Here is a 23,806-nt window from a genome sequence, read left to right as displayed (position 1 = left end):
CACGAGGCTCCCCACCAGGCGCGTCATCCCCGCCCAGAAGGGGCCGCGGGCCGCGCGGCGCCCGTCGGATGCTCATCGCCCTCGCGGCCGCCCTCTCCCTGCCGCTCGGTCTGACGGCGGTCAACAGCACTCCCGCGCACGCCGCCGCGGTCCAGTGCGGCGTCGACTACAAGGCGAACGACTGGGGATCCGGCTTCACCGCCGATCTGACGATCACCAACCGGGGCACGGAGGCCATCTCCGGCTGGACCCTCGCCTACGGGTACGCCGGCAACCAGACGCTCACCAGTGGCTGGAACGGCACCTGGTCGCAGTCCGGCAAGAACGTCACCGTCAAGAACGCCGCGCACAACGGGTCCATCGCGCCCGGCGCCTCGGCCACCGCCGGCGCCAACTTCACCTACAGCGGCGCCAACACCGCGCCCACCGTCTTCGCCGTCAACGGCGTGAGCTGCACCGGCGCCCACCAGCCGCCCATCGCCGTCCTGACCAGCCCGGCCCCCGGCGCGGTGTTCACCGCGGGCGGCACCATCCCGATGGCCGCCACCGCCGCGGCCGCCGACGGCGCGGGCATCACCAAGGTCGAGTTCTACAGCGACACCACGCTGCTGGGCACCGACACCTCCTCGCCGTACACCTTCGACTACACCAACGTCCCGGCGGGCGATCTCTCCCTCTACGCCAAGGCGTACGACGGCCAGGGCGCCGCCGCCGAGTCCACCCCGGTCGGGGTACGGGCCGCCGCCGGCCCCTCCCTCGTCGCGACACCCGGCCAGCTCGGTGTGCAGCAGGGCAAGACGGGCACCTTCGCGGTGAAGCTCTCCGCCCAGCCGAGCGCGAACGTCAGCGTCACCGTGGCCCGCACCGCGGGCAACACCGGACTGACCGTCACCTCGGGCGCCGCCCTCACCTTCACCCCGGCCAACTGGAACACCGCCCAGCAGGTGACCGTCACCGCCGCGGCCACCGGCACCGGCGCGGCCACCTTCACCGCGAGCGCCACCGGACAGGCCAAGGCGGAGGTGACCGTCACCCAGCTCGCGGCGTCGACCACGTACGACGCCCGGTTCCTGGAGTTGTACGGCAAGATCACCGACCCGGCCGCCGGGTACTTCTCGCCCGAGGGCATCCCGTACCACTCGGTCGAGACCCTGATCGTCGAGGCGCCCGACCACGGCCATGAGACGACCTCGGAGGCGTACAGCTATCTGATCTGGCTCCAGGCGATGTACGGCAAGGTCACCGGCGACTGGACCAAGTTCAACGGCGCGTGGGACATCATGGAGAAGTACATGATCCCCACTCACGCCGACCAGCCGACCAACAGCTTCTACAACGCGTCGAAGCCCGCCACCTACGCGCCCGAGCAGGATCTCCCCTCGCAGTACCCCTCACAGCTCAACAGCAACATCCCGGTGGGCAACGACCCCATCGCGGGCGAGCTGAAGAGCGCGTACGGCACCGACGACATCTACGGCATGCACTGGATCCAGGACGTCGACAACGTCTACGGATTCGGCAACGCGCCCGGCAAGTGCGAGGCGGGCCCCGCCGATCAGGGCCCCTCCTACATCAACACCTTCCAGCGCGGACCGCAGGAGTCGGTCTGGGAGACCGTCACCCAGCCCACCTGCGACTCCTTCAAGTACGGTGGCACCAACGGCTACCTGGACCTCTTCACCAAGGACGCCTCGTACGCCAAGCAGTGGAAGTTCACCAACGCCCCCGACGCCGACGCACGCGTGGTCCAGGCCGCCTACTGGGCCTCGGAATGGGCCAAGGAACAGGGCAAGGGCAGCGCGGTCTCGGCCAATGTCGCCAAGGCCGCGAAGATGGGCGACTACCTCCGCTACGCCATGTACGACAAGTACTTCAAGAAGGTCGGCGACTGTGCGGGCGAGACCGCCTGCCCCGCGGGCAGCGGCAAGAACAGCTCGCACTACCTGCTCTCCTGGTACTACGCCTGGGGCGGGGCCACCGACGCCTCGGCCGGCTGGGCCTGGCGCATCGGCTCCAGTTTCAGCCACAGCGGCTACCAGAACCCGATGGCGGCCTGGGCGCTCAGCTCGTACGCCGACCTCAAGCCGAAGTCGGCCACCGGCCAGCAGGACTGGTCCACCAGTCTCAAGCGCCAGGTGGAGTTCTACCGCTGGCTCCAGTCCTCCGAGGGCGGGATCGCGGGCGGCGCCACCAACAGCTGGCAGGGCCGGTACGCGACGCCCCCGGCCGGGACGCCGACGTTCTACGGCATGTACTACGACGAGGCCCCCGTTTACCACGACCCGCCGTCCAACCAGTGGTTCGGCTTCCAGGCGTGGTCCATGGAGCGCGTTGCGGAGTACTACAACCGTACGGGTGATGCCGCCGCCAAGGCGGTGCTGGACAAGTGGGTCACCTGGGCCCTGTCCAAGACCACCGTCAACCCCGACGGGACGTATCTGATCCCCTCCACCCTCCAGTGGTCCGGCAAGCCCGACACCTGGAACGCCACCAGCCCCGGCGCCAACACCGGGCTGCACGTCACCGTCGCGGACTACACCAACGACGTGGGTGTGGCCGCCGCGTACGCCAAGACCCTCTCGTACTACGCGGCGAAGTCCGGCCACGCGGCGGCGAAGACCACCGCCAAGGCGCTGCTGGACGGCATGTGGGACCACCACCAGGACACCCTGGGCATCGCGGTCCCCGAGACCCGCGCGGACTACAGCCGGTTCGACGACCCGGTCTACATCCCGAGCGGGTGGACCGGCGTCATGCCGGGCGGCGACCGGATCGACTCGAACTCCACCTTCGCCTCGATCCGCTCCTTCTACCGGAGCGACCCGGCCTGGTCGAAGGTCGAGGCGTACCTCAAGGGCGGCGCGGCGCCGACCTTCACGTACCACCGGTTCTGGGCACAGGCGGACATCGCACTGGCCCTCGGCTCGTACGCGGATCTCTTCGAGTAGCGCTGTCCCATGACCGCGGAGGGTCCCGGCTGTCGCCCGCCGGGGCTCTCCGCTCCATGGGCGAGCCCGCGCCCGCTTTACGCGGGCCTCAAGTTCCGTTCCCTTAAGACCGTTTGATGTATTTATGGCGTACAGAATTGACAACACAAGGTCAAATCCTGGTTTCTGATCTGTCGGAACGAGTCCCTTGAGTGCCACTCTCTGGACGGCTCACCGCGCGTAGATCACGTGGTGAGTCAGCTCTGTGGCACTCGCGCACCTCTCAGCACTTCGGGCGGCGGCTTCACCCACGGCCGTCGCTTCCCCACAGGGGACCGCTCACCGGCGGTCCGACACTCTTGGAGACTGAGTGAGACTCGTAGCTTCCACCCCCCGCGTCACCACCCCCCGCAAGGCCCTGCGCGTCGCGGCGCTCGTCGCGTCCGCCGCCATGGTCGTCGTCGGTGTCCAGTCGGGCCCGGCGAGCGCCCAGCCCGACCCCACCCGGGAGAGCGGCGCCACCGCGCTGCAACTGACCCCCGCCCAGCGCGTCGACGCCATCAAGTCCGCCCAGGCGGACACCGCGAGCGAGGCGAGGACCCTGGGTCTCGGCGCCGCGGAGAAGCTGGTCGTCAGGGATGTCGTCAAGGACGCCGACGGCACGGTCCACACCCGGTACGAGCGGACCTACCAGGGCCTGCCCGTGCTCGGCGGTGACCTCGTCGTCCACGAGACCCCGGCCGGCGAGCAGGACGTCACCAAGGCGACCACCGCCCGCATAGCCGTGGCCTCCACCGACGCCGCGGTCGCCTCGTCCACCGCGAAGTCGAAGGCCCTGAAGGCCGCCTCGGCGGAGAAGACCACCGGCGCGGCGGCAAAGGAAGCGCCCCGCAAGGTGATCTGGGCCGCCTCCGGCACGCCCGTGCTCGCCTGGGAGACCGTCGTCAAGGGCGTCCAGCCCGACGGCACCCCGAGTGAACTGCACGTCGTCACCGACGCGGCCACCGGCGCCGAGCTGTTCCGGCACGAGGCCATCGAGACCGGCACCGGAACCGGCAAGTACAACGGCACCGTCACGCTCGGCACCACCAAGAGCGGCACCACGTACAACCTGACCGACGGCGGGCGCGGCGGCCACAAGACGTACGACCTGAACCAGGGCACCTCCGGCACCGGCACGCTCTTCACCGACGCCGACGACGTCTGGGCCGGCGGCCGGCAGACCGCGGGTGTCGACGCGCACTACGGCGCCGCCGAGACCTGGGACTTCTACAAGAACGTCGTGGGCCGCAACGGCATCAAGAACAACGGCGTGGCCTCCTACTCCCGCGTCCACTACGGCAACAGCTATGTCAACGCGTTCTGGAGCGACTCCTGCTTCTGCATGACGTACGGGGACGGCTCGGGCAACGCCAACCCGCTCACCTCGCTCGACGTGGCCGCCCACGAGATGACCCACGGCGTCACCGCGGCCACCGCCAACCTGAACTACAGCGGCGAGTCCGGCGGCCTCAACGAGGCCACCTCGGACATCTTCGCCACCGCGGTCGAGTTCTACTCCAACACCGCGAGCGACCCGGGCGACTACCTCATCGGCGAGAAGATCAACATCAACGGTGACGGCACCCCGCTGCGCTACCAGGACAAGCCCAGCAAGGACGGCGCCTCCAAGGACTACTGGTCGTCCACCCTGGGCAACCTCGACGTCCACTACTCGTCGGGCCCGGCGAACCACTTCTTCTACCTGCTGTCCGAGGGCAGCGGCGCGAAGACCATCAACGGCGTGAGCTACAACAGCCCCACGTACAACGGCGCCGCGGTCACCGGCATCGGCCGCGACAAGGCCATCCAGATCTGGTACAAGGCGCTCACCACGTACATGACGTCCACCACCAACTACGCGCGGGCGCGCACCGCGACGCTCAGCGCGGCGGGCGCTCTGTACGGCACCACCAGCACCGAGTACAAGGCGGTGGCGGCCGCCTGGACCGCCATCAACGTCGCCTGACGGCGGCCCGCACGGTCCCGCGGCATGGGTAGCCCGGTGACCGGGCGGTGATCGAGGGGCACGGCCCGCGCGTTCCTCCCGCGCGGACCGTGCCCCTTCGCCGTAGGGTGCGGTCCATGGCCGGACACAACGGGCGGGACGCAGGCGCCCCCGCCGACCCGACGGGCCCCGCCGACCCCGCGGGCCCCGCCGCTGCCGCCGCGCCGGACCCGCGGCGCTGGAAGGCGCTGGCGGTCTGCCTGGTGGCCGGGTTCATGACGCTGCTGGACGTCTCCATCGTCAACGTCGCCCTGCCCTCCATCCGCGAGGGGCTCAGCACTCCGGTCTCCGACCTCCAGTGGGTCGTCTCCGGGTACGCCCTCGCCTTCGGGCTCTTCCTGATCCCCGCCGGCCGGCTCGGGGACGCCCGAGGGCGGCGCCCGGTCTTCATGTGGGGGCTCACCCTCTTCGTCCTCGCCTCCGCCGCCTGCGGAGCCGCGCAGTCCAGCCTCTGGCTGGTGCTCGCCCGGCTGGTGCAGGGGTTCGCGGGCGGACTGGTCTCCCCGCAGATCTCCGCCCTCATCCAGCAGCTCTTCGCCGGCCGGGAACGGGGCCGGGCCTTCGGCATGTTCGGCACGGTCGTGGGTATCTCGACCGCGGTCGGTCCCCTGCTGGGTGGTCTGATCATCCAGGTCGCCGGAGCGGACGAGGGCTGGCGGTGGGTCTTCTACGTCAACCTGCCGCTCGGCGTCGTCTGTCTGCTCCTGGCCCACCGGCTGCTGCCGGACACCCCGGCGGCCGGCCGGGTCACCCCACGCGATCTCGACCCCGTCGGGGTCCTGCTGCTCGGCGGCGGCGTACTGGCGCTGCTGCTGCCCCTCGTCCAGTCGGAGCAGTGGCACGGCGACGGCAAGTGGCTGCTGCTGGTGGTCGCCGCCGCGCTGCTGGCCGGTTTCGTACGGTGGGAGTCCCGGTGCCGTAAGGGCGCCACCCAACCCGTCCTGGACCTCTCCCTCTTCCGCGTCCGCTCCTTCCGGCTGGGCTGCCTGCTGATCCTGCTGTACTTCGCCGGATTCACCACCGTCTTCTTCATCAGCACGCTCTACCTCCAGAACGGACTGCACTACACCGCCCTCCAGGCGGGGCTGGCCATCACCCCCTTCGCGCTCGGCTCGGGAGCGGCGGCCGCCCTCGGCGGGCGGCTGGTGGGACGCTTCGGGCGGCCGCTCGTCGCCGTCGGGCTGGTCATGGTGGCGGCCGGCCTGGGGCTCACCGCCCTCGCCGTGCACCTGGTGCCTGGACGCGGCGTGGGGTGGGCGGCGGCGGCGCCGCTGCTCCTGGCCGGGGTGGGCAGCGGCCTGGTCATCTCGCCCAACCAGACCCTCACCCTCGCCGAGGTGCCCGTGGTCATGGCCGGCAGCGCCGGGGGCACACTCCAGACGAGCCAGCGAGTGGGTTCCGCGATCGGGATCGCCGCCGTGGGCTCGGTGTTCTTCGCCCAGGTGGCGGTGGACGGCTATGCCGCGGCGTTCGACCACGGACTCGTCGTCGCGGCCGCGTTCGTGATCGCGGCGCTGCTGGTCGCGCTCGCCGACATCGCCGTCGCCCACCGCGCGGCGAAGCGGCTCCGTACGGCGGACCGGCCCCGTACGGAGGGAACCCGACGACCAGGAAGGAACCAGTGATGAACCGACCCACCGAGACCGAGGGCAACGCCGCCTACGGGAAGAAGCCGTTCAAGCGGTCCCGGAGCCACTTCGCGGACCGGATCACGGCCGACGGCGCCGACGGCTGGCCCGTCGAGGCGGGCCGCTACCGGCTCGTGGTCAGCCGCGCCTGCCCCTGGGCGAGCCGCGCCCTCGTCTCGCGCCGTCTGCTCGGCCTGGAGGGCGCGCTCTCGCTCGCCGTCGCCGATCCCGTCCAGGACGACCGGAGCTGGCGCTTCACCCTCGACCCGGACGGCCGGGACCCCGTCCTGGGCATCCGCTACCTCGCCGAGGCGTACGACGCGCGCGAGCAGGGCTACCCGGGCGGGGTCAGCGTCCCCGCGATCGTGGACGTGCCCAGCGGCCGGCTCGTCACCAACGATTTCCAGCAGATCACGCTGGACCTCGCCACCGAATGGACGGCGCTGCACCGCGACGGCGCGCCCGACCTCTACCCCGAGCCGCTGCGCGACGAGATCGACGAGGTCATGGAAGGCGTCTACCGCGATGTCAACAACGGCGTGTACCGCGCCGGGTTCGCGTCCGGGCAGAGCGAGTACGAGGACGCCTGCCGCGCCGTGTTCCACCGGCTCGGGCTGCTCTCCGAACGGCTCGCCGACCGCCGCTACCTGGTGGGGGACGCCCTCACCGAGGCGGACATCCGGCTCTTCACCACGCTCGTGCGCTTCGACGCCGTCTACCACGGGCACTTCAAGTGCAACCGCTCCAAGCTGACCGAGGACCCGGTCCTCTGGGCCTATGTCAGGGACCTCTACCAGACCCCCGGTTTCGGCGACACCGTCGACTTCGACCACATCAAGCGCCACTACTACCAGGTGCACACCGGGATCAACCCGACCCGGATCGTGCCGCTCGGCCCCGACCTCTCCGGCTGGCTGACGCCGCACCACCGCGCGGAGCTGGGCGGCCGGCCGTTCGGCGACGGCACCCCGCCGGGGCCGGTGCCGCCGGGCGAGGAGATCCCCCCGGCGGGACGCCCCTGAGGGGTACGGGCCCCTGGCGCGGCCCCTGGCGCGGCCCCCGGCGCGGTCCGCGGCGCGTCAGCCCCCGGCGCCCCCGCCGGGGGGACGGCGCAGCACGTACACCCCGACGCAGGCCGCGAGCACCACCACACAGGCCGAGAACGCCAGCCCCGCGCCCCTGAGCCCCAGCCACAGTGTCAGCGCGCCCACCCCGACGACCGGCAGCGAGATACCCGTGTAGGCGACGACGAAGAAGGCGGAGAGCGTGGCGCCCCGGTGTTCCGGCGGCGCCGCGCCGCTGACCGCGGTCAGGGCGGCGCGGAAGGCCAGCCCCTGACCGAGCCCGCCGCAGAGCGCGCCGACCACCAGCAGCGGCAGCGACCGCCCCGCCAGCGAGGCGGCCACCAGCAGCAGCCCCACCACCAGGACCAGACAGCCGCCGGGCAGCGCCGCGCGCGCCCCCAGACGCTCCATCAGCGCCTGTCCGGCCGTCGAGGCGAGAAAGACGGAGAAGACGACCGCGCCCGTCACCGCCAGATTGTCCACCGCCAGGGTCCGGGCCAGAAAGCTCGGCGCGACCGCCGTGAAGAGCCCCAGCAGCGCGAACCCGGCGAACGCGGCCAGCGCCGAGGGCACGAACACCCCGCGGATCCCGGGCGGCAGCGAGAGCCCCCGGGGGCGCGGCCGTGGCCGCCGCCGGTCCACGACGGTTTCCGACAGGAACCAGGTCAGTACGGAGGCGATCGCCACCAGCGCGAGATGTGCCAGGAACGGCAGGCGCAGCGGCCACGGCGCGTACTGCGCGAGCACCCCGGACAGCAGCGGACCGCAGCCGAGCCCGCCCATGTTCGCCGCCGTGGCGGCCAGCCCGGCGCGCGCCTGGCGCCCCGGCGGGGCCAGCTCCAGCACATACGCGGTGGCCGTACCGCTCAGCAGACCGGCGGCGAAGCCGGACAGCAGCCGCCCCGCGAACAGCGCCGGCAGACCGCCCTCGAAGAGGAAGCACAGGGCGCTGCCCGCCGAGAGCCCCAGCGCGCAGAGCAGCACGGGCCGCCGCCCCACCTGGTCGGAGAGGTCACCGGCCAGCAGCAGTACGGCGATCACCCCGAAGGCGTAGACGGCGAACACCACCGTCACCATCAGCTCGGAGAAACCGAGTTGCTCCCGGTAGAGCCCGTACAGCGGCGTGGGCAGGGTCGTACCCGCCATCCCGACGGCGAACACCCCCGCCGCCACCGGATATCCCAGGTGCCGGTGCTCGCGAACCGCCATACGACCCTCCGCCCGAACGGACGCCTTCCCCCTATGAAGGGCCATGGCGGACGGACGCGCCAGACGGGGACGGCTGTCGGAGGGGACGGTCCCGCTCCGCGGCGCTCGCGAGTCCCGCCTCGACCTCGTCCAGCGCCCGGCGCGCGGCGGCGATCCGCGCGAGCAGCACGGCCCGCGCCTCCTCCGGGCCGCCCTGCGGCGCTGCCGCCATCTCGTGCGTCCGCTCTTCCTCCTCCAGTTCGCGCGCCTCCTCCAGGGAGTTGATGACCACCCCGATCAACAGGTTGACCAGCAGGAACGACCCAAGCAGCACGAACGAGGCGAAGTAGACGATGGTCCAGCGGGAGACCTCAAGACCGCCGCGCACCGCGTCGCCGAGCCCGTCGAGCGTGATCAGCAGGAAGAGCGTGAGGGCGGCACGGCCGAGCGAGCCGTAGTGCTCGGGGTCGGCGCGCGCGAAGAAGACCCAGCCGAGCATGGCGTACACATACAGCAGCAGCGCGCCCACCAGCACGAAGCTCGCGGTGCCCGGCAGGCTCTTGCCCACCGCGACGATCACGATACGGAGCTGCGGCAGGAAGCGGGCCGCGCGCAGCACCCGGGCGAGCCGGAGCAGCCGCAGGAGGGTCGTGTTCTCCCGGGCGAAGGGTGTGAGGGCCAGGGCGACGACCGCCAGGTCGAAGAGGTTCCACGGGTCGCGGAAGAACTCCCTGGGGCGGTCCGCGCAGGCGGCGGCGCGCAGCAGGATCTCCGCGGTGAAGGCGGCGAGGAACAGGTGCTCGGCGAGCTTCAGTTCGTCGCGCCACTGGTGTACGGCGCCGGTGTACGTCTCGATGCCGAGCAGGCACGCGTTACCGACGATCAGACAGAACACCGCGCTGCTGAAGGCGGTGGATTCCACGATGCGCCGGCTGTGCGCGGCGAGAGCCACCGGCTCTAATCGACTCGTCCCGTCGGACATCGGAGGACACTCGTTTTCTCTTGCGCGTACCGGTACGAACGTAAAAGGGTGGGCGGGTGCGAAGGGTGAGGGGACCGTCGGGAGCGGCCGGTGCCCGGGGCGGGACACCGGCCGCTTTCGCACCGTCCGGCCGCAGGGAATCGGCCGGAGCGGGCGGTCCGCGGGGTGGTGCGGTCCGTGCGGCCCGCCGCTACACGGCGGCGGTCGGCGGGCCCGTGGCGGGGCCGACCAGTTCCTCCAGGACGTCCTCCATGGTGACGAAGCCGATGACGGTGCCCTTGTCCCCGGCGACGGCGGCGAGGTGCGTACCCGCGGCGCGCATGGCCGTCATCGTGTCGTCGAGCGGGGTGTCGATCTCGACCCGGATCACCGTGTGCAGCGCGCCGCGCGGGAACGGCTCGGTGCGCTCGACGACGCCGAGGGCGTCCTTGATGTGCAGATAGCCGAGGATCGTGTCGTCGGGCCCGGTCACCGGCAGCCGGGAGAAGCCGGACGACGCGGCGGCGCGCTCCAGTTCCCGCGGGGTGACCCGGTGGTCGACGGTGACCGTCCGGTTCAGCGGGACCATCACCTCGCCCACCGGCCGGGTACCCAGCTCCAGCGCGTCGCGCAGCCGCTCGCCGTCCGCCGGGTCGAGCAGCCCCGCCTCACTGGAGTCCTTGACCAGCCGGGCGAGTTCGTCGTCGGTGAAGACGGAGGCGACCTCGTCCTTCGGCTCGACCTTCAGCAGCCGCAGGATGGAGTTGGCGAACGCGTTGATCCCGAAGATCACCGGGCGCAGCGCGCGGGTCAGCCAGACCAGCGCGGGCCCGAGCGCGAGCGCGGTGGGCGCCGGGGCGGCCAGCGCGATGTTCTTCGGCACCATCTCGCCGACCAGCATGTGCAGATACGTCGCCAGGGTCAGCGCGATCACGAACGCGATGGGGTGGATCAGCGCCTCGGGCACCCCGATCGCCTCGAACGGCGGCTCCAGCAGATGCGCGATCGCCGGTTCCGCGACGGCGCCCAGCACCAGCGAGGAGATGGTGATGCCGAGCTGCGCGGTGGCCATCGCCGCCGAGAGGTGTTCCAGACCCCACAGGGTGTTCTTCGCACGCCTGCTGCCCTTGACGGCCAGGGGCTCGATCTGGCTGCGCCGTACGGAGATGAGCGCGAACTCGGCCCCGACGAAGAACGCGTTGGTGAACAGGGTGAGCACGCCGATGGCGAGCTGCAGGCCGGTCATCGGGCATCCTCCGTGAGCTGTGCGGCCGGGGCGGGCGCGGTGACGCCCACCCGGTCCGCGCGATGGTGCTCGACCCGCAGGACGGTGAACCGCCAGCCGTCGATCTCCAGGGTGTCGTCGCGTACGGGCAGCCGTTCCAGCCGCGTCGCCAGCAGCCCGGCGAGGGTTTCGTAGGGCCCCTCCGGCGCGGCGAAGCCGATCGCCTGGAGCTGGTCGAGCCGGACGGATCCGTCGGCCTCCCACACGTCACGGCCGTCGGCGTCCGGCCGTCCTGGCGCCAGGTCCGGGGTCTCGTGCGGGTCGTGTTCGTCGCGTACCTCTCCGACGACCTCCTCCACGATGTCCTCCACCGTGGCGACGCCGGCGGTGCCGCCGTACTCGTCGATGACGACGGCCATCGTCCGCGACGCGCGCAGGCGGCGCAGCAGCCGGTCCACCGGGAGCGAGTCGGGCACCAGCAGAGGGCCGGTCGCCAGCTCGGTGACGGGGGTGTGGTCCCGCCGGTCCTCGTCCAGGGCCAGCACGTCACGGATGTGGATCGTGCCGATGACCTCGTCGAGGCTGTCCCGGTAGACGGGGAAGCGCGACAGGCCGGTGGCCAGGGTGAGGTGGGCGGCGTCCGTGGCGGTGGCGTGCGCCTCCAGGGCCCGGACGTCCACCCGCGGGGTCATCACGTTCTCCGCGGTCAGCTCGGCGAGGTGCAGGGTCCGTACGAACAGCTCCGCGGAGTCCGCCTCGATGGCGCCCTCCCGCGCGGAGTGCCGGGCCAGCGCGACCAGCTCCTCGGGGGTGCGGGCGGACGCCAGTTCCTCCGCGGGTTCCAGGCCGAAGCGCCGGACCAGCCGGTTCGCCGTGTTGTTGAGGTGCCGGATCAGCGGGGCGAACGCGGCGGTGAAGCCGCGCTGCGGCCCGGCCACGACCTTGGCGACCGCGAGCGGGCTGGAGATCGCCCAGTTCTTCGGGACCAGCTCGCCGACGACCATCAGGACGACGGTGGAGAGCGAGACACCGAGCAGGGTGGCGACCGTGGGGACCGCGCCGCCCGGCAGGCCGACGGCCTCCAGCGGGCCGCGCAGCAGCACGGCCAGCGACGGCTCGGCGAGCATGCCGATGACCAGGGAGGTCACCGTGATGCCGAGCTGGGCCCCGGAGAGCTGGAAGGTGAGCCGCTTGGCCGCCTCCAGGGCGCCGGCGGCCCCGCGCTCACCGGCGGCGGCGGCGCGCTCCAGCTCGCCCCGCTCGATCGTGGTCAGGGAGAACTCGGCCGCCACGAACACCGCACAGGCGAGGGTGAGCGCGAGGGCGAGGAGCAGCAGGAGCACTTCGGTCACCGTGCCACCTCCGTCCCATGGCTCGACGGGACGGGAATGGCACGGTTCGTACTGGGAGGCTCACCCATTGCGGGACCGTAGCTCCTTCTTGGATCAGTTGGTTCGGTTCGTGCGGCGGACGCTGGGACGACGGGGGAGTGGACCCCCGTCGCTCAATGGTAAAGGAATCGCAAAGAAGCGCAATGTGGCGTGCGACACCAGTGGGGGCGCCTGCCACGGCCGGCGCGCGCCCGCCCGGACGTGGAGATCATCGCAGGGCCTTGAAATCCTCGCCCACGGTCAGGGTCACCACACCCGGCGTGGCCGCCGCGTCCTGCTCGGCGGTGCTGCCCGGCAGCCGGGAGGACAGCACCGCGGCCGCCGCCCGGAGGTCCTGCGGGTACCCCACCGTGGTCTTCTCCGCCGACTCGGGCGCGTTCCCGACCGAGGAGACGGTGAAACCGGCGCTGCGCAGGGTGTCGGCGACGTCCGCCGCGCGCCCCTGGGTGCCGGTGCCGTTGAGCACCTGGACCCGCACCGTGTTCGCGAAGACCGGGTTCTCGCTGTCGGCCTCCAGCTTCTCCTTGTCGGTCTCCTTGTCCCGCGCCATCGCGGTGAACAGGTTCCCGGCCTGCGGATACTGCCAGACGACATTGGCCCTGTCGGTCGGTACGTCGGCCTCGCGCGGGTAGTTCGGCACGGTCAGGAACGTCAGCCGGTCGCTCGGGACGGCCTTGATCTCGTTGGCGAGGGAGGTGAGCGGCTTGATGCCCGCCAGCTCCTCGTCCGTGGTGAGGGACTTGGTCGCCGAGTCGAGGAACCCGTACAGCGCGTTCGGGCTGGTCAGCTTCGCCTGCGCCTTGGCCGCCACGGCCTCCATGAACTCCTGCTGGCGCCCGATGCGCCCGAGGTCGGAGCCGTCCCCGACGCTGTAGCGGGTACGTACGTAGCCCAGGGCCTGCTCGTCCCTGACCGTCTGGCAGCCCGCCTCCAGGTCGAGATGGGCCTTCTTGTCATGGATCGCCGTCTCGGGGCAGACCTCGATGCCGTCCAGCGCGTTGACCATGCCCTTGAAACCCTGGAAGTCCACCGACATGAAGTGGTCGATGCGCAGCCCGGTGTTCTGCTCCACGGTCCTGATGGTGCAGGCGGCGGCGTCCGCGACCTCCCCGGTCGACCCGCCGATCGCGAACGATTCGTTGATCTTGAAGTGGTGCGGCTTCGACATGGTCCCGTCGCCCTGCTCGCAGGACGGGATGTTCACCCAGGAGTCGCGGGGGAGCGAGACCACCGTGGCCCACTTCCGGTCGGCGGCCAGATGCATCACCATCAGCGTGTCCGACTGCATGGTGGTCAGGCCCTTGCCGTACTTGCCGTTGTCGCCGTCGCGCGAGTCGGAGCCGACGACCAGGATGTTCTTCGAGCCCGGACTGGAGTTGACCGGGCGGTCACCGCCGATCTTCCCGTCGATGTCCGCACCGTGGATGTTGCCGTCGAGACTCTGGTAGACCCAGGCTCCCGCGCCCGTCACGCCGATCAGCGCCACGGCGAGCACCCCGCCGGTCCACAGGGCTATTCGCCCCCGCCGGGTGAGCCTGGTCCGGTCCGCCTCCCGGGCGGCACGTCGGCCGCCGCCCGCCGGCGGGCGGGCGCGCCGCCCCCTGGATTGACTGCCCACGCTGGTCCTCCGTGCCCCGTACCCGGCCCCGCCCACCCATCGGACGCGCCGGTTCGCCGCACTGTGCGACGCGTGCACTCTACTGGTTCTACAGACGTGTAGAGGACGCCGGGTGGATCAGGCCGGGCGCCGGCCCACGCGTCAGGGCCGTCACAGCGGTGTCGCCGCTTCGAGGACGAGGAAGAGCGCGGACGCCGCGTTGAGCGCGGAGACGGTGGACGCGGCGGTCCCCGCCGCGGCGATGTACGCGGCCATCCCCGCCCGGGTCAGCGCGGGCGGCCAGCTCCTGCGCGGCGGTACGGGGCCGAGCAGCGCCGCCACCCTGCGCGGCACCGGGCCCGCCGAGGCGAACGCCGCGAACCCCGGGGGCGGCGCCTGGTGCGAGAACAGCGCGGCCTTGCCCACCGCCCGCGCCGTCGTGCGCCGGTCACCCGTGACGGCCGCGGCCTCCTCGTCCGCCCACCGCTCGGTGCTGTACGTCACCGCCCCCGCCAGCGGGCGGAGGAACGGATTGGCGCACCCCGCCAGCCGTACGGCCAGCAGCAGCCGGTGGTGGCGCCCGGCGAGATGGGCGTGCTCATGGGCGAGCAGGGCGGCCCGTTCCCCCCGGTCGAGGCAGGAGAGCAGGCCCGTGGAGACGACGATCCGCCCGGGCGAGCCGGGCAGGGCGTACGCGTACGGCAGTTCGTCGTCCAGCACCGCGAGCCCGGACACCGCGCGGTACGCCGGCGCCTCGGGCAGCCCGGCCAGCGCACGGTGGGCGCGCGAACGGAAACGCAGATGGCGCCGTACGGTCCTGCCGCACGCCACGACGACCAGGAGCAGCGCCACGATCGCGGTCTTGCCGGCCACCTCGTCGTACGGCACGGCCGCGCGCACCTCCGGATCCGACCAGCTGTCCGGCAGCGGGTTGCCGGGGAGCTGCGCGGTCCCGACCACCACCAGCAGCCCGAGACAGAAGGTGCTGCACGCCGCGAGGACCACCGCGACGGAGGTCAGCAGCCACGCGGCGCTGCGCGGATGGAGATGCTGCTCGGCCAGGCGTGCGATGGGCAGCGCGGTCAGCGGCAGGACCAGGGGGAGGAAGACGAAGACACCCATCGGTCAACCCTCCGCCGCGTCCGCGGCCCGCGGCACCGCCCCGGCGCCGTCCGCGCCGTCGGCCTCGTCCGCGGCGCTGAGCAGCGAGCGGAGCACCCGCTCGTCGTGCGGCGAGAGGGCGGACACAAAGCTGGAGAGCACCGCGTCGCGGTCGTCGCGTTCGTCGAGCAGCCGGCGCATGCGCAGCGCCGTGAGCCCCGCCTCGTCCGCCACCGGAGTCCACAGGAACGAGCGGCCGGAGCGGGTTCGGGTCACCGCCTGCTTGCCGAGGAGCCGCGTCAGGATCGTGATCACGGTGGTGTAGGCCAGCTCCCCGTCGAGCCGTTCCTGCACCCAGGTCGCCGCCACCGGGCCGCTCGCCGAGCCGAGGACCGCCAGCACCTGCGCCTCCAGCTGTCCCTGGCCACGCCTGCGGGTACGGGAGCCCCGCCCGCCGTCATCGTCGTCATCGCCGTGCCCGAGGCGCCCGACGTGCCCGGTTTTTCTGGTGTTCCCGGCGTTTCCGACCACGGAAGTGGCCTCCTCCCACGCTGCCGCCCCAGACGCCCTGGCGCCGGGGCATCCTAACCACCAGCTCATTTCTACAGTGTTGTAGATTTACGATGGTGTCACACGGCGCCATGGCCGCCGGTACGTCCCGTACGTCCGGTGTGCCCGGCTCCGGACGCCCGCCGGATCCGCACGGACGAAAGGAAGCAACATGGGTGTGAGCCTCGCCAAGGGCGGCAATGTCTCGCTCAGCAAGGAGGCCCCGGGCCTGACCGCCGTTCTGGTCGCTCTCGGCTGGGACGTGCGGACCACCACCGGCGCCGACCACGATCTGGACGCCAGCGCCCTGCTGTGCGACGGCTCCGGCAAGGTCGTCTCCGACCAGCACTTCGTCTTCTACAACAACCTGAAGAGCCCGGACGGTTCCGTCGAGCACACCGGCGACAACCTGACCGGCGAGGGCGACGGCGACGACGAGACCGTCAAGGTCGACCTCTCGGCCGTGCCCGCCTCCATCTCGAAGATCGTCTTCCCGGTGTCGATCCACGACGCCGAGTCCCGGGGCCAGAGCTTCGGCCAGGTGCGCAACGCGTACATCCGGGTGGTCAACCAGGCGGGCGGCGCCGAACTGGCCCGCTACGACCTGAGCGAGGACGCCTCGACCGAGACCGCGATGGTCTTCGGCGAGCTGTACCGCAACGGTGCCGAGTGGAAGTTCCGCGCGATCGGCCAGGGGTACGCCTCCGGGCTCGCCGGGATCGCCTCCGACTACGGCGTCAACGTCTGACCCACGCGTCCGGCCGAGCCCCCGCCACCCGGCCCCGCCCTCCGGCGACCGCGCCAGGTCCCCGCGCCGGGGCCGGGCCGGCACCAACCATCAGGAGTGAACGATGAGCGTCAACCTTGCCAAGGGCCAGCAGATCAGCCTGACCAAGTCCGGCGGGGGTGAACTCACCGTCGTCCGCATGGGACTCGGCTGGCAGGCCGCCAAGAAGGGGTTCTTCGCCCGGCTGACCGCCCGCGAGATCGACCTCGACGCCTCGGCGCTGCTCTTCGCCGGCAAGGAGGCCGTCGACGTCGTCTTCTTCCAGCATCTGACCAGCGACGACGGCTCCGTACGGCACACCGGTGACAACCGGGTCGGCGGCGCCGGCCAGGGCGGCGACGACGAGTCGATCATCGTGGACCTCCAGCGGGTCCCCGTCCACGTCGAGCAGATCGTCTTCACGGTCAACTCCTTCACGGGACAGACCTTCGAAGAGGTCGAGAACGCCTTCTGCCGGCTGGTCGACGAGACCAACGGCCAGGAACTGGCCCGCTACACGCTCACCGGAGGCGGCCACCACACCGCCCAGATCATGGCCAAGGTGTACCGCTCCGGGGGCGGCTGGCAGATGGCCGCCATCGGCACCCCCGCCGAGGGGCGCACCTTCCAGGACCTGATGCCGGCCGTCACGCCGCACCTCTGACCCCGGCGGTCCGGCCGACCGGACCGCCGGCACCACCCCGTCCGACCCGCCCCCCGACCGACCAGGAGAAGCCACGTGGCCCTGTGGGACCGCATCAAGGATTCCGCGTCATCGATGCAGACGCAGCTCAACGCGAAGAAGAACGACCTCAAGAGCGGCGCCTTCCGTGACGCCAGCATGGCCATGTGCGCGCTGGTCGCCGCCGCGGACGGCTCCATCGACGCCTCGGAGCGCCAGCGCGTCGCCGCGCTGATCATGAGCAACGACGTGCTCCAGAACTTCCCCGCGGAAGACCTCCAGGCACGGTTCAACGACTACTGCCAGAAGCTCACCACCGACTTCGACTTCGGCAAGGTCGGCATCCTCCAGACCATCGGCAAGGTCGCCAAGAAGCCCACCGAGGCCCGCGCGGTCATCCAGATCGGCATCGTCATCGGCGGCGCCGACGGCGACTTCGACAAGACGGAGCAGGCCGTGGTCCGCGAGGCGTGCTTCGCCGTGGGCATCGCGCCGAGCGAGTTCGACCTCTGACGGTCGCTCTCCCCGGGCGCCGCTCAGGACCAGGGGCGTGCCGGACCTCCGGCACGCCCCCGCGCCGCCGTCACATGTCCTCCGCACCGGAGTCCGGTACGGGTCCCCGCTCCGCGGCGGGTGCGCGGCCCAGCCGCCGATGGGTGTGGTGCTCATGGACGAGACGGCCCACCAGCGCGCCGCCGTAGACGACGAAGCCGACGCCGACGAGCCAGGACTGGAGCACCAGCACCGTTCCGAACGGGCCGTACGTGACGGCGTTCGAGGCGATCAGCGGTGAGAAGACGACCCGGGAGAACACCCGCAGCCCGAGCAGTCCCAGTGCGATCGCGACGGCGCCGGGTGCCAGCGCCCGCCAGCGCACCCGCCCGGCGAGCAGCACATGCTGGGACCACCAGAAGAAGAGAAACGTCAGGATCAGATCGCCGGTCGTGACGAGCGTCAGCTCGACGACCGAGTCCGAGGTCACCGGTGTGTTGACGAACACCACCAGGAACGCGACGAGCACCGCCAGCCACACCACATGGCGCCACATCGTGTGCCAGCGGGCCGTCGGCAGCTCCCAGACCCGCTCGTACCCCGTCTGCACGGCCCCGCCGAACGTCAGCCCGAACACCGCGAGCGCGGCGAGTCCGAACGCCGTCGTCCGCTGCAGCGCCTGCCCCGGCCGGCCGAACAGCTCCTGGATCTGCTGCTGGGACGAGGCGGAGACCCCGAGCCCCTGCCCCAGCCAGCGGGCGAACCCCTGCCCGCTCGCCGGGTCCGTCGCGGCGACCAGGATCAGCAGCGGCACCAGCGTCAGAAAGCCCAGCGCCGCGAAGCTCATGGCCCGGTGCATCAGCTCCATCTCACGGCCTCGGTTCCAGACGAGCGCGGTGGACGACGCGATCCCGCGGGGCAGCACCGTGAGCCGGTGCCAGGCCTCCGGCCCACCGAAACATCGACGGGTCATGTCATGTCCCTACCCGATTGCGGGCAGGGCGGTGCGGCGCCACGCGGACGGCCCCCGGATGGCTCCTCAGCGGCGGCCGAGCCTGCGCTCGCCGCCCGCGCCGGTGCTGTACGGAAGCCCGTAATGGGCGAAGATCTCCGGCTCGTTCTCCGCGAGCAGTTCGCCGTCCGTGTCGATCGAGGGGGCTTCCTTGACCAGCTTCCGGTCCCACGGGACCTTCAGATACGCCGGTCCGACCGTGGCATGGTCCAGCGGTACGAAGACGAGGCGCCGCTTGGTCGGCAGTCCGATGGTGACCGTGGCGAACGACGGGGCGTCCGTCGCCGTGTCGACGTAGACCGCCTCCAGAGAGCCGATCTTCCGCTTCCCGGCGTCCACCACGTCGTGGCCCCGCCACTCCCGGATGTCATCAGCTTCGAACATGTCCGTCCTGTCTCCTCGTCCGCCGGCCCGCCCGGTGGGTGCGGCGCACGCCGCCCGGCTCCCGGGTACCCCAGATTTCCAGGACCAGCGCCGGACCAGCGGCGCGAACCGCCGATGCCCGTGCGAAAAGTACTGGTGGCGGCGGGGGCGGTACGGGCATCCTGTCGCCATGTTGATCAGGGAGACCACCACCGAGGACTGGCCCGCCGTCTGGCCGTTCTTCCATGAGATCGTCGCGGCCGGGGAGACCTTCACCTATCCGACCGGGCTCACCGAGACCGAGGGCCGCGACTGGTGGCTCCAGGTGGCGCCGAACCGTTCCGTCGTCGCCGTGGACGAGGCCGGTACGGTCGTGGGCACGGCGAAGATGAACGTCAACCACCTGGGCAACGGCTCGCACATCGCCGGGGCCAGCTACATGGTCGACCCGGCGCACGCGGGGCGCGGGGTGGGCCGGGCACTCTGTACGTACTCCATCGACTGGGCCCGCGCGGCCGGTTTCCGCGCGATGCAGTTCAACGCCGTCGTCGAGACCAACACGTACGCGGTGAAGCTGTACCGGTCGCTCGGCTTCGACATCCTCGGCACGCTCCCCGAGGGGTTCCGCCACCCCACGGAGGGCTATGTGGGCCTGCACATCATGCACCTCAAGCTCTGACCCGGCGGCGGGACGGGCCCTCCCGGGGCCCCGGGGCGATCAGCGTTCCTGGAGGACGGAGAGGATGTTCCCCGCCGGGTCCGTGAACCACGCGATGTACGGACCGCCGCCCCGGAAGACACCCTGGTCGTCCGCGTCCATCCCGGGGTAGCGCTCCAGGCGCACGCCCCGGCCGGTCAGCTCGCCGACGGCCGCGTCGATGTCGTCCACCGGGAAGTTGAGGACCGTGAACGTCGCCGGGGTGTGGTCCGGCTTGGGGTAGACGAGCACGCTCGTCCCGCCCGCCAGCCGCAGGTGGAGCAGGCCGTACTCCTCGGTGACCTCCAGCCCCAGCGTCTCGCCGTAGAAACGCCGGGCCTTGTCGATGTCGTCGACGGCGAATCCGCTGAACGCCTTGCTCCTGCCGAACATGGCCATGTCCTTCCCTCGCACGCTTCGCTCCCTCTCCAGGGGTAGACACTGCCGGTCGCCAGGACTCATCGGCCGCCGGCGCGCCGCTCGCCAGGACCGGGGAACCGTCCCCGCACGAGGACGGCCCCGAGGCCGAGCCAGACACCCGCGAAGAGCCATCCGCCGAGCACATCGGTCGCCCAGTGCACCCCCAGATAGACCCGGCTGAGCCCCACGGCCACCGCCCAGCAGCCGAGGAGCACCATGAGCGGGTACGCCGCGGGCAGATACCCGGCGGTCCGCCGGCCCTTACGGGCCGCTCGGTGGCTCGCCCGGGCCACGCCCCAGATCAGCACCCCCGCCACCAGCGCCGATGTCGTGGTGTGCCCGGAGGGGAAGGCGTAGCCGGAGGCGTGTGTGGCCCAGTCCTCCACCGGGGGCCGGGGACGGGCGATCGTCTCCACCAGGCCGTACCGTACGGCCTGGCCCGCGAGCAGGAACAGCAGCGCGCAGGCCGCCCCGTACAGCCCCCGCCGGGTGCCGCTCCCGGCGAGCGCCCCGCCGATCACGGCGCCCAGATAGGGCAGGACCCCGGTGCCGCTCGCGGTGACCGCCCTGGCCAGCGCCTTCGCCAGCGGGGGTCGGTGGCCCACCGACCAGTCGAGCGCGCTCCGGTCCACCGGGAACGGCACGCCGTGGCGGCCGGTCACCGCCACGGCCAGCAGGGCGAAGGCCACGGCGCAGACCACCACGACGACGATCGCCGGCGCCCGCCGCCGGGCCCGCCGGACCGCCGTCGCCGGTCCGCTCACCGCCTCGCCACCAGCGGACGCAACCGGGTGGCGTGCAGCCGCTCGGCCACCGGTGCGACGGCGTGGCGCGCCCCCGCCGTCAGGGCCCCGGCCACGACCGCCCCCACGACCAGCCCGAGGACCACGTCGTGCGGATAGTGCGCCCCGACCCAGACCCGCGAGGCCGCCATCGCCACGGCCGCCGGTACCGCGAGCGCGGCGAGCCGGCGGTCCGTGAACAGCAGGGTGACGGCGACCGCCGCCGCCAGCACGGCGTGGTTGCTGGGCAGTGACCAGTCGCCCAGCGGGGGACATGTCTCGACGGTGACGGTGCGCAGGGTCTGACAGGGCCGCTGCTCGTGCAGCAGCGCCTTGAGCCCCGTACTGACGACGAAGGCCGCCAGGACGACCAGGGGCGCGGCCAGCGCCAGGGCCGCCCGGGCCGAGCCCGCCGGGCGGGCGCGCCACCACGCGGCCAGCAGAAGCGCGCCGAGAAGGAGAAGGCCGTACGTCGACCAGAGGGAGATCGCGGTGTCCAGCCAGCCGGGGGAGCGGTGGGCCAGTTCGTTGACGGAGGTGTACAGCCCGTCGTCGAACCAGCGGTCGCCGCCGGGCAGGGCGGGGGAGGCGAGCGCCGTCACCGTGCCTCCTCCCGCGCCGCGCGGCTCGCGGGCGTCCCCTCCGCGGCCGTCCGCCGGGAGCGCCGCACCTCCAGGGCCACCGGGATCAGGGAGACCAGCACCACGAGCGCCACGAGGGGCAGCAGATAGCGGTCGACATGGGGTACGGACGAGCCGAGCGCGTACCCGCCGAGGACGAGACCGACGGTCCAGAGCAGCCCGCCGGTGACCTGCCAGAGGGTGAAGACCCGGGCGGGCACGTTCAGCGCGCCCGCGAGCGGATTGAGCACGGTCCGCACGACCGGGACGAAGCGGGCCAGCACGACGGCCTTCGCGTGGCCGTACCGGTCGAGCAGTTCCTCGGCGCGCGCCGCCGCCTGGTGCAGCTTGCGGGCCCGGCTGCGCGCGAGCAGCGCCCGCCCGCCGCGCCGGCCGATCCAGTAACCGGTCTGCGCGCCGATCAGCGCTCCGGCGACGGAGGCGACGAGGACCTGCCCCAGGGCGAGGTGCGCGGAGCCGCCCGTACCGGGGACGCTGAGCAGCCCGGCGGTGAACAGGAGCGAGTCGCCGGGGAGGAAGAAGCCGATCAGGAGACCTGTCTCGGCGAAGAGGACGACGGCGATGCCGAGGGCGCCGAACGCGGAGAGCAGGGATCCCGCGTCGAGGAGGTTCACGGCCTGCGGCATGGTCGCGAGCACGGATACGGCCATAGAGGGGCTGCTCCCATAATGGTGGCAGGGATGTCCTGCATGACGATCTGATTGACTACAGATCTGTAGACGGTCTACTTCACTGTAGACGAAAGAAGTGGGAGGAGCGTTCCGATGGGCGAGGAGAGCCCGGAGCGGCGTCCGGCGGGCGAGCTGGAAGCCGGGGTGCTGGCGGCGCTGTGGGCCGCGGACGGGCCGCTCACGCCGGGCAGGGTCCAGCAGGAGCTGGGCGGGTCGCTCGCCCGTACCACCGTCACCACCATCCTGACCCGGCTGTACGAGAAGGGCGCCCTCACCCGGGTCAGGGCCGGGCGCGGCTACGCGTACACCCCGACCGAGGACGCGCCCGGGCTCACCGCCCGCCGGATGCACTCCGAACTGGCGAAGGACGAGGACCGCGGCGCCGTCCTCGCCCGGTTCGTCTCCCAGCTCAACGACGAGGACGAACAGCTCCTGCGCTCCCTCCTGGACGACGGCGCCGCATGATCTCCGTCATCTGGGTGCCCCTGCTGATGCCCTTCCTCGCGGTGCCCGCCGCCCGCCGGGCCGCGGCCCTCCTCGCCCCGCGCGCCGCCGCCCGGCTGCTCACCGTCACCGCGCTCGTCCTCGCCGCGAGCAGTACGGCCGCCCTGGCGCTGCTCGTCGTCCCGGGCGCGTCGTACCTCCCCGCCGTGGCCGTCCTCGGGGAGCTGGTCCGCCCGCTGGCGGAAGGGCCGCCCGCCGTGACCGTCGCGCTCGCCTCGGCCGCCGCCGGTCTGCTGCTGTGGCGTACCGCACTCCTCGGCGCCGCGCTCCGCCGGGGCCGCGCCGAGCTGCGCCGGGCCAGGGCCGCCGCGGGCGCCGGGGGCGTGGAGCTGGCGGTCCTGCGGGACGAGCTGCCCGACGCGTACGCGCTGCCCGGCCGCCCCGGCCGGATCGTCGTGACCACCGGCATGCTGCGCGCCCTCGAACCGGCCGAGCGCGAGGCGCTGTTCGCCCACGAACGCGCGCATCTGCGCGGCCGTCACCATCTCCACCTCCAGGCCGTGGAGCTGGCCGCCCTCTGCCACCCGGCGCTGCGCGCCCTGCGCGAGCCCCTCGGTTACGCGCTGGAGCGCGCCGCGGACGAGGCCGCCGCCGCGGCCGTCGGCGACCGGCGTCTCGCGGCCCGCGCCATCGGCCGCGCCGCCCTGGCCACCCGGAGCGCCCCGGCCCCGGCGGCGGGCAGGCCGCGCACCGCCCTGGCCGCCGCCGAGGGCCCGGTGCCCCGGCGGGTCGCCGCGCTGCTCGGCCCCACCGGGAGCGGCGCGCCGGGCCTGCCCGCGGCAGGACGGCTCGTCGCGGGCGCGCTGCTGGTCTGTCTCGCGGTGTCCGGCGCCACGGCGGTGGGGGCGGCGGACGAGCTGCACACGCATATCGAGATCGCCCAGGGGGAGCTCCCCGCGCGCTGACCGGCCCGATCCGTCCCACGCGCCGCCGTCAGGGGTCAGGGGTCAGGGGTCAGGGGTCAGGGGTCAGCCGAACGGTCTCCCCAGTTGGAGGGTGTCGCCCGGGGAGCGGTACTCGTGCAGCGCCGCCGGCTGCGGGGACCAGAACGCCGGCTCCAGGGGCGCCGGTCTCTCCGGCACCGGCTCGTGCGCGCCC

23 protein-coding genes are annotated in these 23,806 nt (G+C 72.3%); 10 read left to right on the top strand and 13 right to left on the bottom strand.

What is annotated here, in order from left to right; translation table 11 throughout:
• The first annotated feature begins 68 nt into the window (after positions 1-68).
• The 4 genes from ACIQ7D_RS13815 (at position 69) to ACIQ7D_RS13800 (ending at position 7,624) form a co-directional block, all read left to right on the top strand.
• Positions 69-2,948, top strand: coding sequence for a glycoside hydrolase family 48 protein (locus tag ACIQ7D_RS13815; protein WP_403937086.1), 2,880 nt, complete (start codon positions 69-71; stop codon positions 2,946-2,948).
• 430 nt (positions 2,949-3,378) lie between these two features.
• Positions 3,379-4,935, top strand: coding sequence for a M4 family metallopeptidase (locus ACIQ7D_RS13810; RefSeq protein ID WP_403937467.1), 1,557 nt, complete (start codon positions 3,379-3,381; stop codon positions 4,933-4,935).
• Positions 4,936-5,051: 116 nt separating this feature from the next.
• Positions 5,052-6,599: an MFS transporter gene (locus ACIQ7D_RS13805; protein WP_403937084.1), complete on the top strand. Its 1,548-nt coding sequence runs from the start codon at positions 5,052-5,054 to the stop codon at positions 6,597-6,599.
• Positions 6,599-7,624 (top strand): glutathione S-transferase family protein, encoded by a 1,026-nt coding sequence (locus ACIQ7D_RS13800; RefSeq protein ID WP_403937083.1) that lies wholly within the window; start codon positions 6,599-6,601, stop codon positions 7,622-7,624. Before ACIQ7D_RS13805 ends, ACIQ7D_RS13800 begins: the two co-directional genes overlap by 1 nt.
• A 57-nt stretch (positions 7,625-7,681) precedes the next feature.
• Here ACIQ7D_RS13800 and ACIQ7D_RS13795 read toward each other — a convergent pair whose 3' ends face one another.
• The 7 genes from ACIQ7D_RS13795 to ACIQ7D_RS13765 all read right to left on the bottom strand — a co-directional run bounded on the left by ACIQ7D_RS13795 (position 7,682) and on the right by ACIQ7D_RS13765 (position 15,660).
• Positions 7,682-8,875, bottom strand: a complete 1,194-nt coding sequence (locus ACIQ7D_RS13795; RefSeq protein ID WP_403937081.1) for an MFS transporter — start codon at positions 8,873-8,875, stop codon at positions 7,682-7,684.
• A 31-nt stretch (positions 8,876-8,906) separates the two neighbouring features.
• Positions 8,907-9,836 carry an ion transporter gene (locus ACIQ7D_RS13790; protein ID WP_403937079.1) on the bottom strand — a complete coding sequence of 310 codons (930 nt, stop codon included), beginning with the start codon at positions 9,834-9,836 and terminating at the stop codon, positions 8,907-8,909.
• Between the two features lie 190 nt (positions 9,837-10,026).
• Positions 10,027-11,061 carry a hemolysin family protein gene (locus tag ACIQ7D_RS13785; RefSeq protein ID WP_403937077.1) on the bottom strand — a complete coding sequence of 345 codons (1,035 nt, stop codon included), beginning with the start codon at positions 11,059-11,061 and terminating at the stop codon, positions 10,027-10,029.
• The gene (locus ACIQ7D_RS13780) at positions 11,058-12,392 is read right to left on the bottom strand and encodes a hemolysin family protein (RefSeq protein WP_403937075.1); all 1,335 of its coding nucleotides are present in this window, start codon (positions 12,390-12,392) and stop codon (positions 11,058-11,060) included. The genes ACIQ7D_RS13785 and ACIQ7D_RS13780 overlap by 4 nt, the downstream gene beginning before the upstream one ends.
• 247 nt (positions 12,393-12,639) lie before the next feature.
• Positions 12,640-13,947, bottom strand: coding sequence for an LCP family protein (locus ACIQ7D_RS13775; protein ID WP_403937465.1), 1,308 nt, complete (start codon positions 13,945-13,947; stop codon positions 12,640-12,642).
• 252 nt (positions 13,948-14,199) lie between these two features.
• On the bottom strand, positions 14,200-15,150 hold the full coding sequence (locus ACIQ7D_RS13770) for a M56 family metallopeptidase (protein WP_403937073.1): 951 nt from the start codon (positions 15,148-15,150) through the stop codon (positions 14,200-14,202).
• Between the two features lie 3 nt (positions 15,151-15,153).
• Positions 15,154-15,660 (bottom strand): BlaI/MecI/CopY family transcriptional regulator, encoded by a 507-nt coding sequence (locus ACIQ7D_RS13765; protein WP_403937071.1) that lies wholly within the window; start codon positions 15,658-15,660, stop codon positions 15,154-15,156.
• Between the two features lie 190 nt (positions 15,661-15,850).
• Between ACIQ7D_RS13765 and ACIQ7D_RS13760 the strand changes: the two genes are divergently transcribed.
• From ACIQ7D_RS13760 to ACIQ7D_RS13750, 3 genes are all read left to right on the top strand, one after another.
• A complete protein-coding gene (locus tag ACIQ7D_RS13760) occupies positions 15,851-16,426 on the top strand; it encodes a TerD family protein (protein ID WP_403937070.1) in 576 nt (191 codons plus the stop codon).
• A 103-nt stretch (positions 16,427-16,529) separates the two neighbouring features.
• Positions 16,530-17,108 (top strand): TerD family protein, encoded by a 579-nt coding sequence (locus tag ACIQ7D_RS13755; RefSeq protein ID WP_403937069.1) that lies wholly within the window; start codon positions 16,530-16,532, stop codon positions 17,106-17,108.
• 75 nt (positions 17,109-17,183) lie between these two features.
• A complete protein-coding gene (locus ACIQ7D_RS13750) occupies positions 17,184-17,639 on the top strand; it encodes a tellurite resistance TerB family protein (RefSeq protein WP_382888223.1) in 456 nt (151 codons plus the stop codon).
• Positions 17,640-17,709: 70 nt separating this feature from the next.
• Here the strand turns inward: ACIQ7D_RS13750 and ACIQ7D_RS13745 are convergent, their stop codons facing one another.
• Both ACIQ7D_RS13745 and ACIQ7D_RS13740 read right to left on the bottom strand, forming a co-directional pair.
• Positions 17,710-18,591 carry a YhjD/YihY/BrkB family envelope integrity protein gene (locus ACIQ7D_RS13745; RefSeq protein ID WP_403937067.1) on the bottom strand — a complete coding sequence of 294 codons (882 nt, stop codon included), beginning with the start codon at positions 18,589-18,591 and terminating at the stop codon, positions 17,710-17,712.
• A 66-nt stretch (positions 18,592-18,657) separates the two neighbouring features.
• A complete protein-coding gene (locus tag ACIQ7D_RS13740) occupies positions 18,658-19,014 on the bottom strand; it encodes a PRC-barrel domain-containing protein (protein ID WP_403937065.1) in 357 nt (118 codons plus the stop codon).
• A 169-nt stretch (positions 19,015-19,183) separates the two neighbouring features.
• Here ACIQ7D_RS13740 and ACIQ7D_RS13735 point away from each other — a divergent pair, with 169 nt between their 5' ends.
• Positions 19,184-19,672: a GNAT family N-acetyltransferase gene (locus ACIQ7D_RS13735; RefSeq protein WP_403937063.1), complete on the top strand. Its 489-nt coding sequence runs from the start codon at positions 19,184-19,186 to the stop codon at positions 19,670-19,672.
• 39 nt (positions 19,673-19,711) lie between these two features.
• Here the strand turns inward: ACIQ7D_RS13735 and ACIQ7D_RS13730 are convergent, their stop codons facing one another.
• From ACIQ7D_RS13730 to ACIQ7D_RS13715, 4 genes are all read right to left on the bottom strand, one after another.
• A complete protein-coding gene (locus tag ACIQ7D_RS13730) occupies positions 19,712-20,083 on the bottom strand; it encodes a VOC family protein (protein WP_403937463.1) in 372 nt (123 codons plus the stop codon).
• Between the two features lie 65 nt (positions 20,084-20,148).
• The gene (locus tag ACIQ7D_RS13725) at positions 20,149-20,874 is read right to left on the bottom strand and encodes a phosphatase PAP2 family protein (protein WP_403937061.1); all 726 of its coding nucleotides are present in this window, start codon (positions 20,872-20,874) and stop codon (positions 20,149-20,151) included.
• The gene (locus ACIQ7D_RS13720; RefSeq protein WP_403937059.1) at positions 20,871-21,494 is read right to left on the bottom strand and encodes a phosphatase PAP2 family protein; all 624 of its coding nucleotides are present in this window, start codon (positions 21,492-21,494) and stop codon (positions 20,871-20,873) included. Before ACIQ7D_RS13720 ends, ACIQ7D_RS13725 begins: the two co-directional genes overlap by 4 nt.
• On the bottom strand, positions 21,491-22,183 hold the full coding sequence (locus ACIQ7D_RS13715) for a DedA family protein (protein ID WP_403937057.1): 693 nt from the start codon (positions 22,181-22,183) through the stop codon (positions 21,491-21,493). Before ACIQ7D_RS13715 ends, ACIQ7D_RS13720 begins: the two co-directional genes overlap by 4 nt.
• A gap of 114 nt (positions 22,184-22,297) precedes the next feature.
• Here ACIQ7D_RS13715 and ACIQ7D_RS13710 point away from each other — a divergent pair, with 114 nt between their 5' ends.
• Together ACIQ7D_RS13710 and ACIQ7D_RS13705 are read left to right on the top strand one after the other, a co-directional pair.
• Positions 22,298-22,669 (top strand): BlaI/MecI/CopY family transcriptional regulator, encoded by a 372-nt coding sequence (locus ACIQ7D_RS13710; protein WP_403937055.1) that lies wholly within the window; start codon positions 22,298-22,300, stop codon positions 22,667-22,669.
• Entirely contained in the window at positions 22,666-23,613 is a 948-nt protein-coding gene (locus tag ACIQ7D_RS13705) for a M48 family metalloprotease (RefSeq protein ID WP_403937053.1), read from the top strand. Before ACIQ7D_RS13710 ends, ACIQ7D_RS13705 begins: the two co-directional genes overlap by 4 nt.
• Positions 23,614-23,806: the final 193 nt, after the last annotated feature.

This window comes from Streptomyces sp. NPDC096310 (assembly GCF_044763125.1).
Lineage (GTDB): Bacteria > Actinomycetota > Actinomycetes > Streptomycetales > Streptomycetaceae > Streptomyces.
Note: the sequence above shows the minus strand (reverse complement) of the source record. Positions and strands in the feature narration are given on the sequence as shown.

Excerpts from the sequence above, each read along its gene's own strand:
- ACIQ7D_RS13815 (WP_403937086.1), top strand. The coding sequence starts at position 69 with ATGCTCATCGCCCTCGCGGCCGCCCTCTCCCTGCCGCTCGGTCTGACG.
- ACIQ7D_RS13795 (WP_403937081.1), bottom strand. The coding sequence starts at position 8,875 with ATGGCGGTTCGCGAGCACCGGCACCTGGGATATCCGGTGGCGGCGGGG.
- ACIQ7D_RS13755 (WP_403937069.1), top strand. The coding sequence starts at position 16,530 with ATGAGCGTCAACCTTGCCAAGGGCCAGCAGATCAGCCTGACCAAGTCC.
- ACIQ7D_RS13760 (WP_403937070.1), top strand. The coding sequence starts at position 15,851 with ATGGGTGTGAGCCTCGCCAAGGGCGGCAATGTCTCGCTCAGCAAGGAG.
- ACIQ7D_RS13800 (WP_403937083.1), top strand. The coding sequence starts at position 6,599 with ATGAACCGACCCACCGAGACCGAGGGCAACGCCGCCTACGGGAAGAAG.
- ACIQ7D_RS13785 (WP_403937077.1), bottom strand. The coding sequence starts at position 11,061 with ATGACCGGCCTGCAGCTCGCCATCGGCGTGCTCACCCTGTTCACCAAC.
- ACIQ7D_RS13740 (WP_403937065.1), bottom strand. The coding sequence starts at position 19,014 with ATGTTCGAAGCTGATGACATCCGGGAGTGGCGGGGCCACGACGTGGTG.
- ACIQ7D_RS13730 (WP_403937463.1), bottom strand. The coding sequence starts at position 20,083 with ATGTTCGGCAGGAGCAAGGCGTTCAGCGGATTCGCCGTCGACGACATC.
- ACIQ7D_RS13715 (WP_403937057.1), bottom strand. The coding sequence starts at position 22,183 with ATGGCCGTATCCGTGCTCGCGACCATGCCGCAGGCCGTGAACCTCCTC.
- ACIQ7D_RS13745 (WP_403937067.1), bottom strand. The coding sequence starts at position 18,591 with ATGACCCGTCGATGTTTCGGTGGGCCGGAGGCCTGGCACCGGCTCACG.
- ACIQ7D_RS13770 (WP_403937073.1), bottom strand. The coding sequence starts at position 15,150 with ATGGGTGTCTTCGTCTTCCTCCCCCTGGTCCTGCCGCTGACCGCGCTG.
- ACIQ7D_RS13790 (WP_403937079.1), bottom strand. The coding sequence starts at position 9,836 with ATGTCCGACGGGACGAGTCGATTAGAGCCGGTGGCTCTCGCCGCGCAC.
- ACIQ7D_RS13710 (WP_403937055.1), top strand. The coding sequence starts at position 22,298 with ATGGGCGAGGAGAGCCCGGAGCGGCGTCCGGCGGGCGAGCTGGAAGCC.
- ACIQ7D_RS13810 (WP_403937467.1), top strand. The coding sequence starts at position 3,379 with ATGGTCGTCGTCGGTGTCCAGTCGGGCCCGGCGAGCGCCCAGCCCGAC.
- ACIQ7D_RS13705 (WP_403937053.1), top strand. The coding sequence starts at position 22,666 with ATGATCTCCGTCATCTGGGTGCCCCTGCTGATGCCCTTCCTCGCGGTG.
- ACIQ7D_RS13805 (WP_403937084.1), top strand. The coding sequence starts at position 5,052 with ATGGCCGGACACAACGGGCGGGACGCAGGCGCCCCCGCCGACCCGACG.
- ACIQ7D_RS13735 (WP_403937063.1), top strand. The coding sequence starts at position 19,184 with ATGTTGATCAGGGAGACCACCACCGAGGACTGGCCCGCCGTCTGGCCG.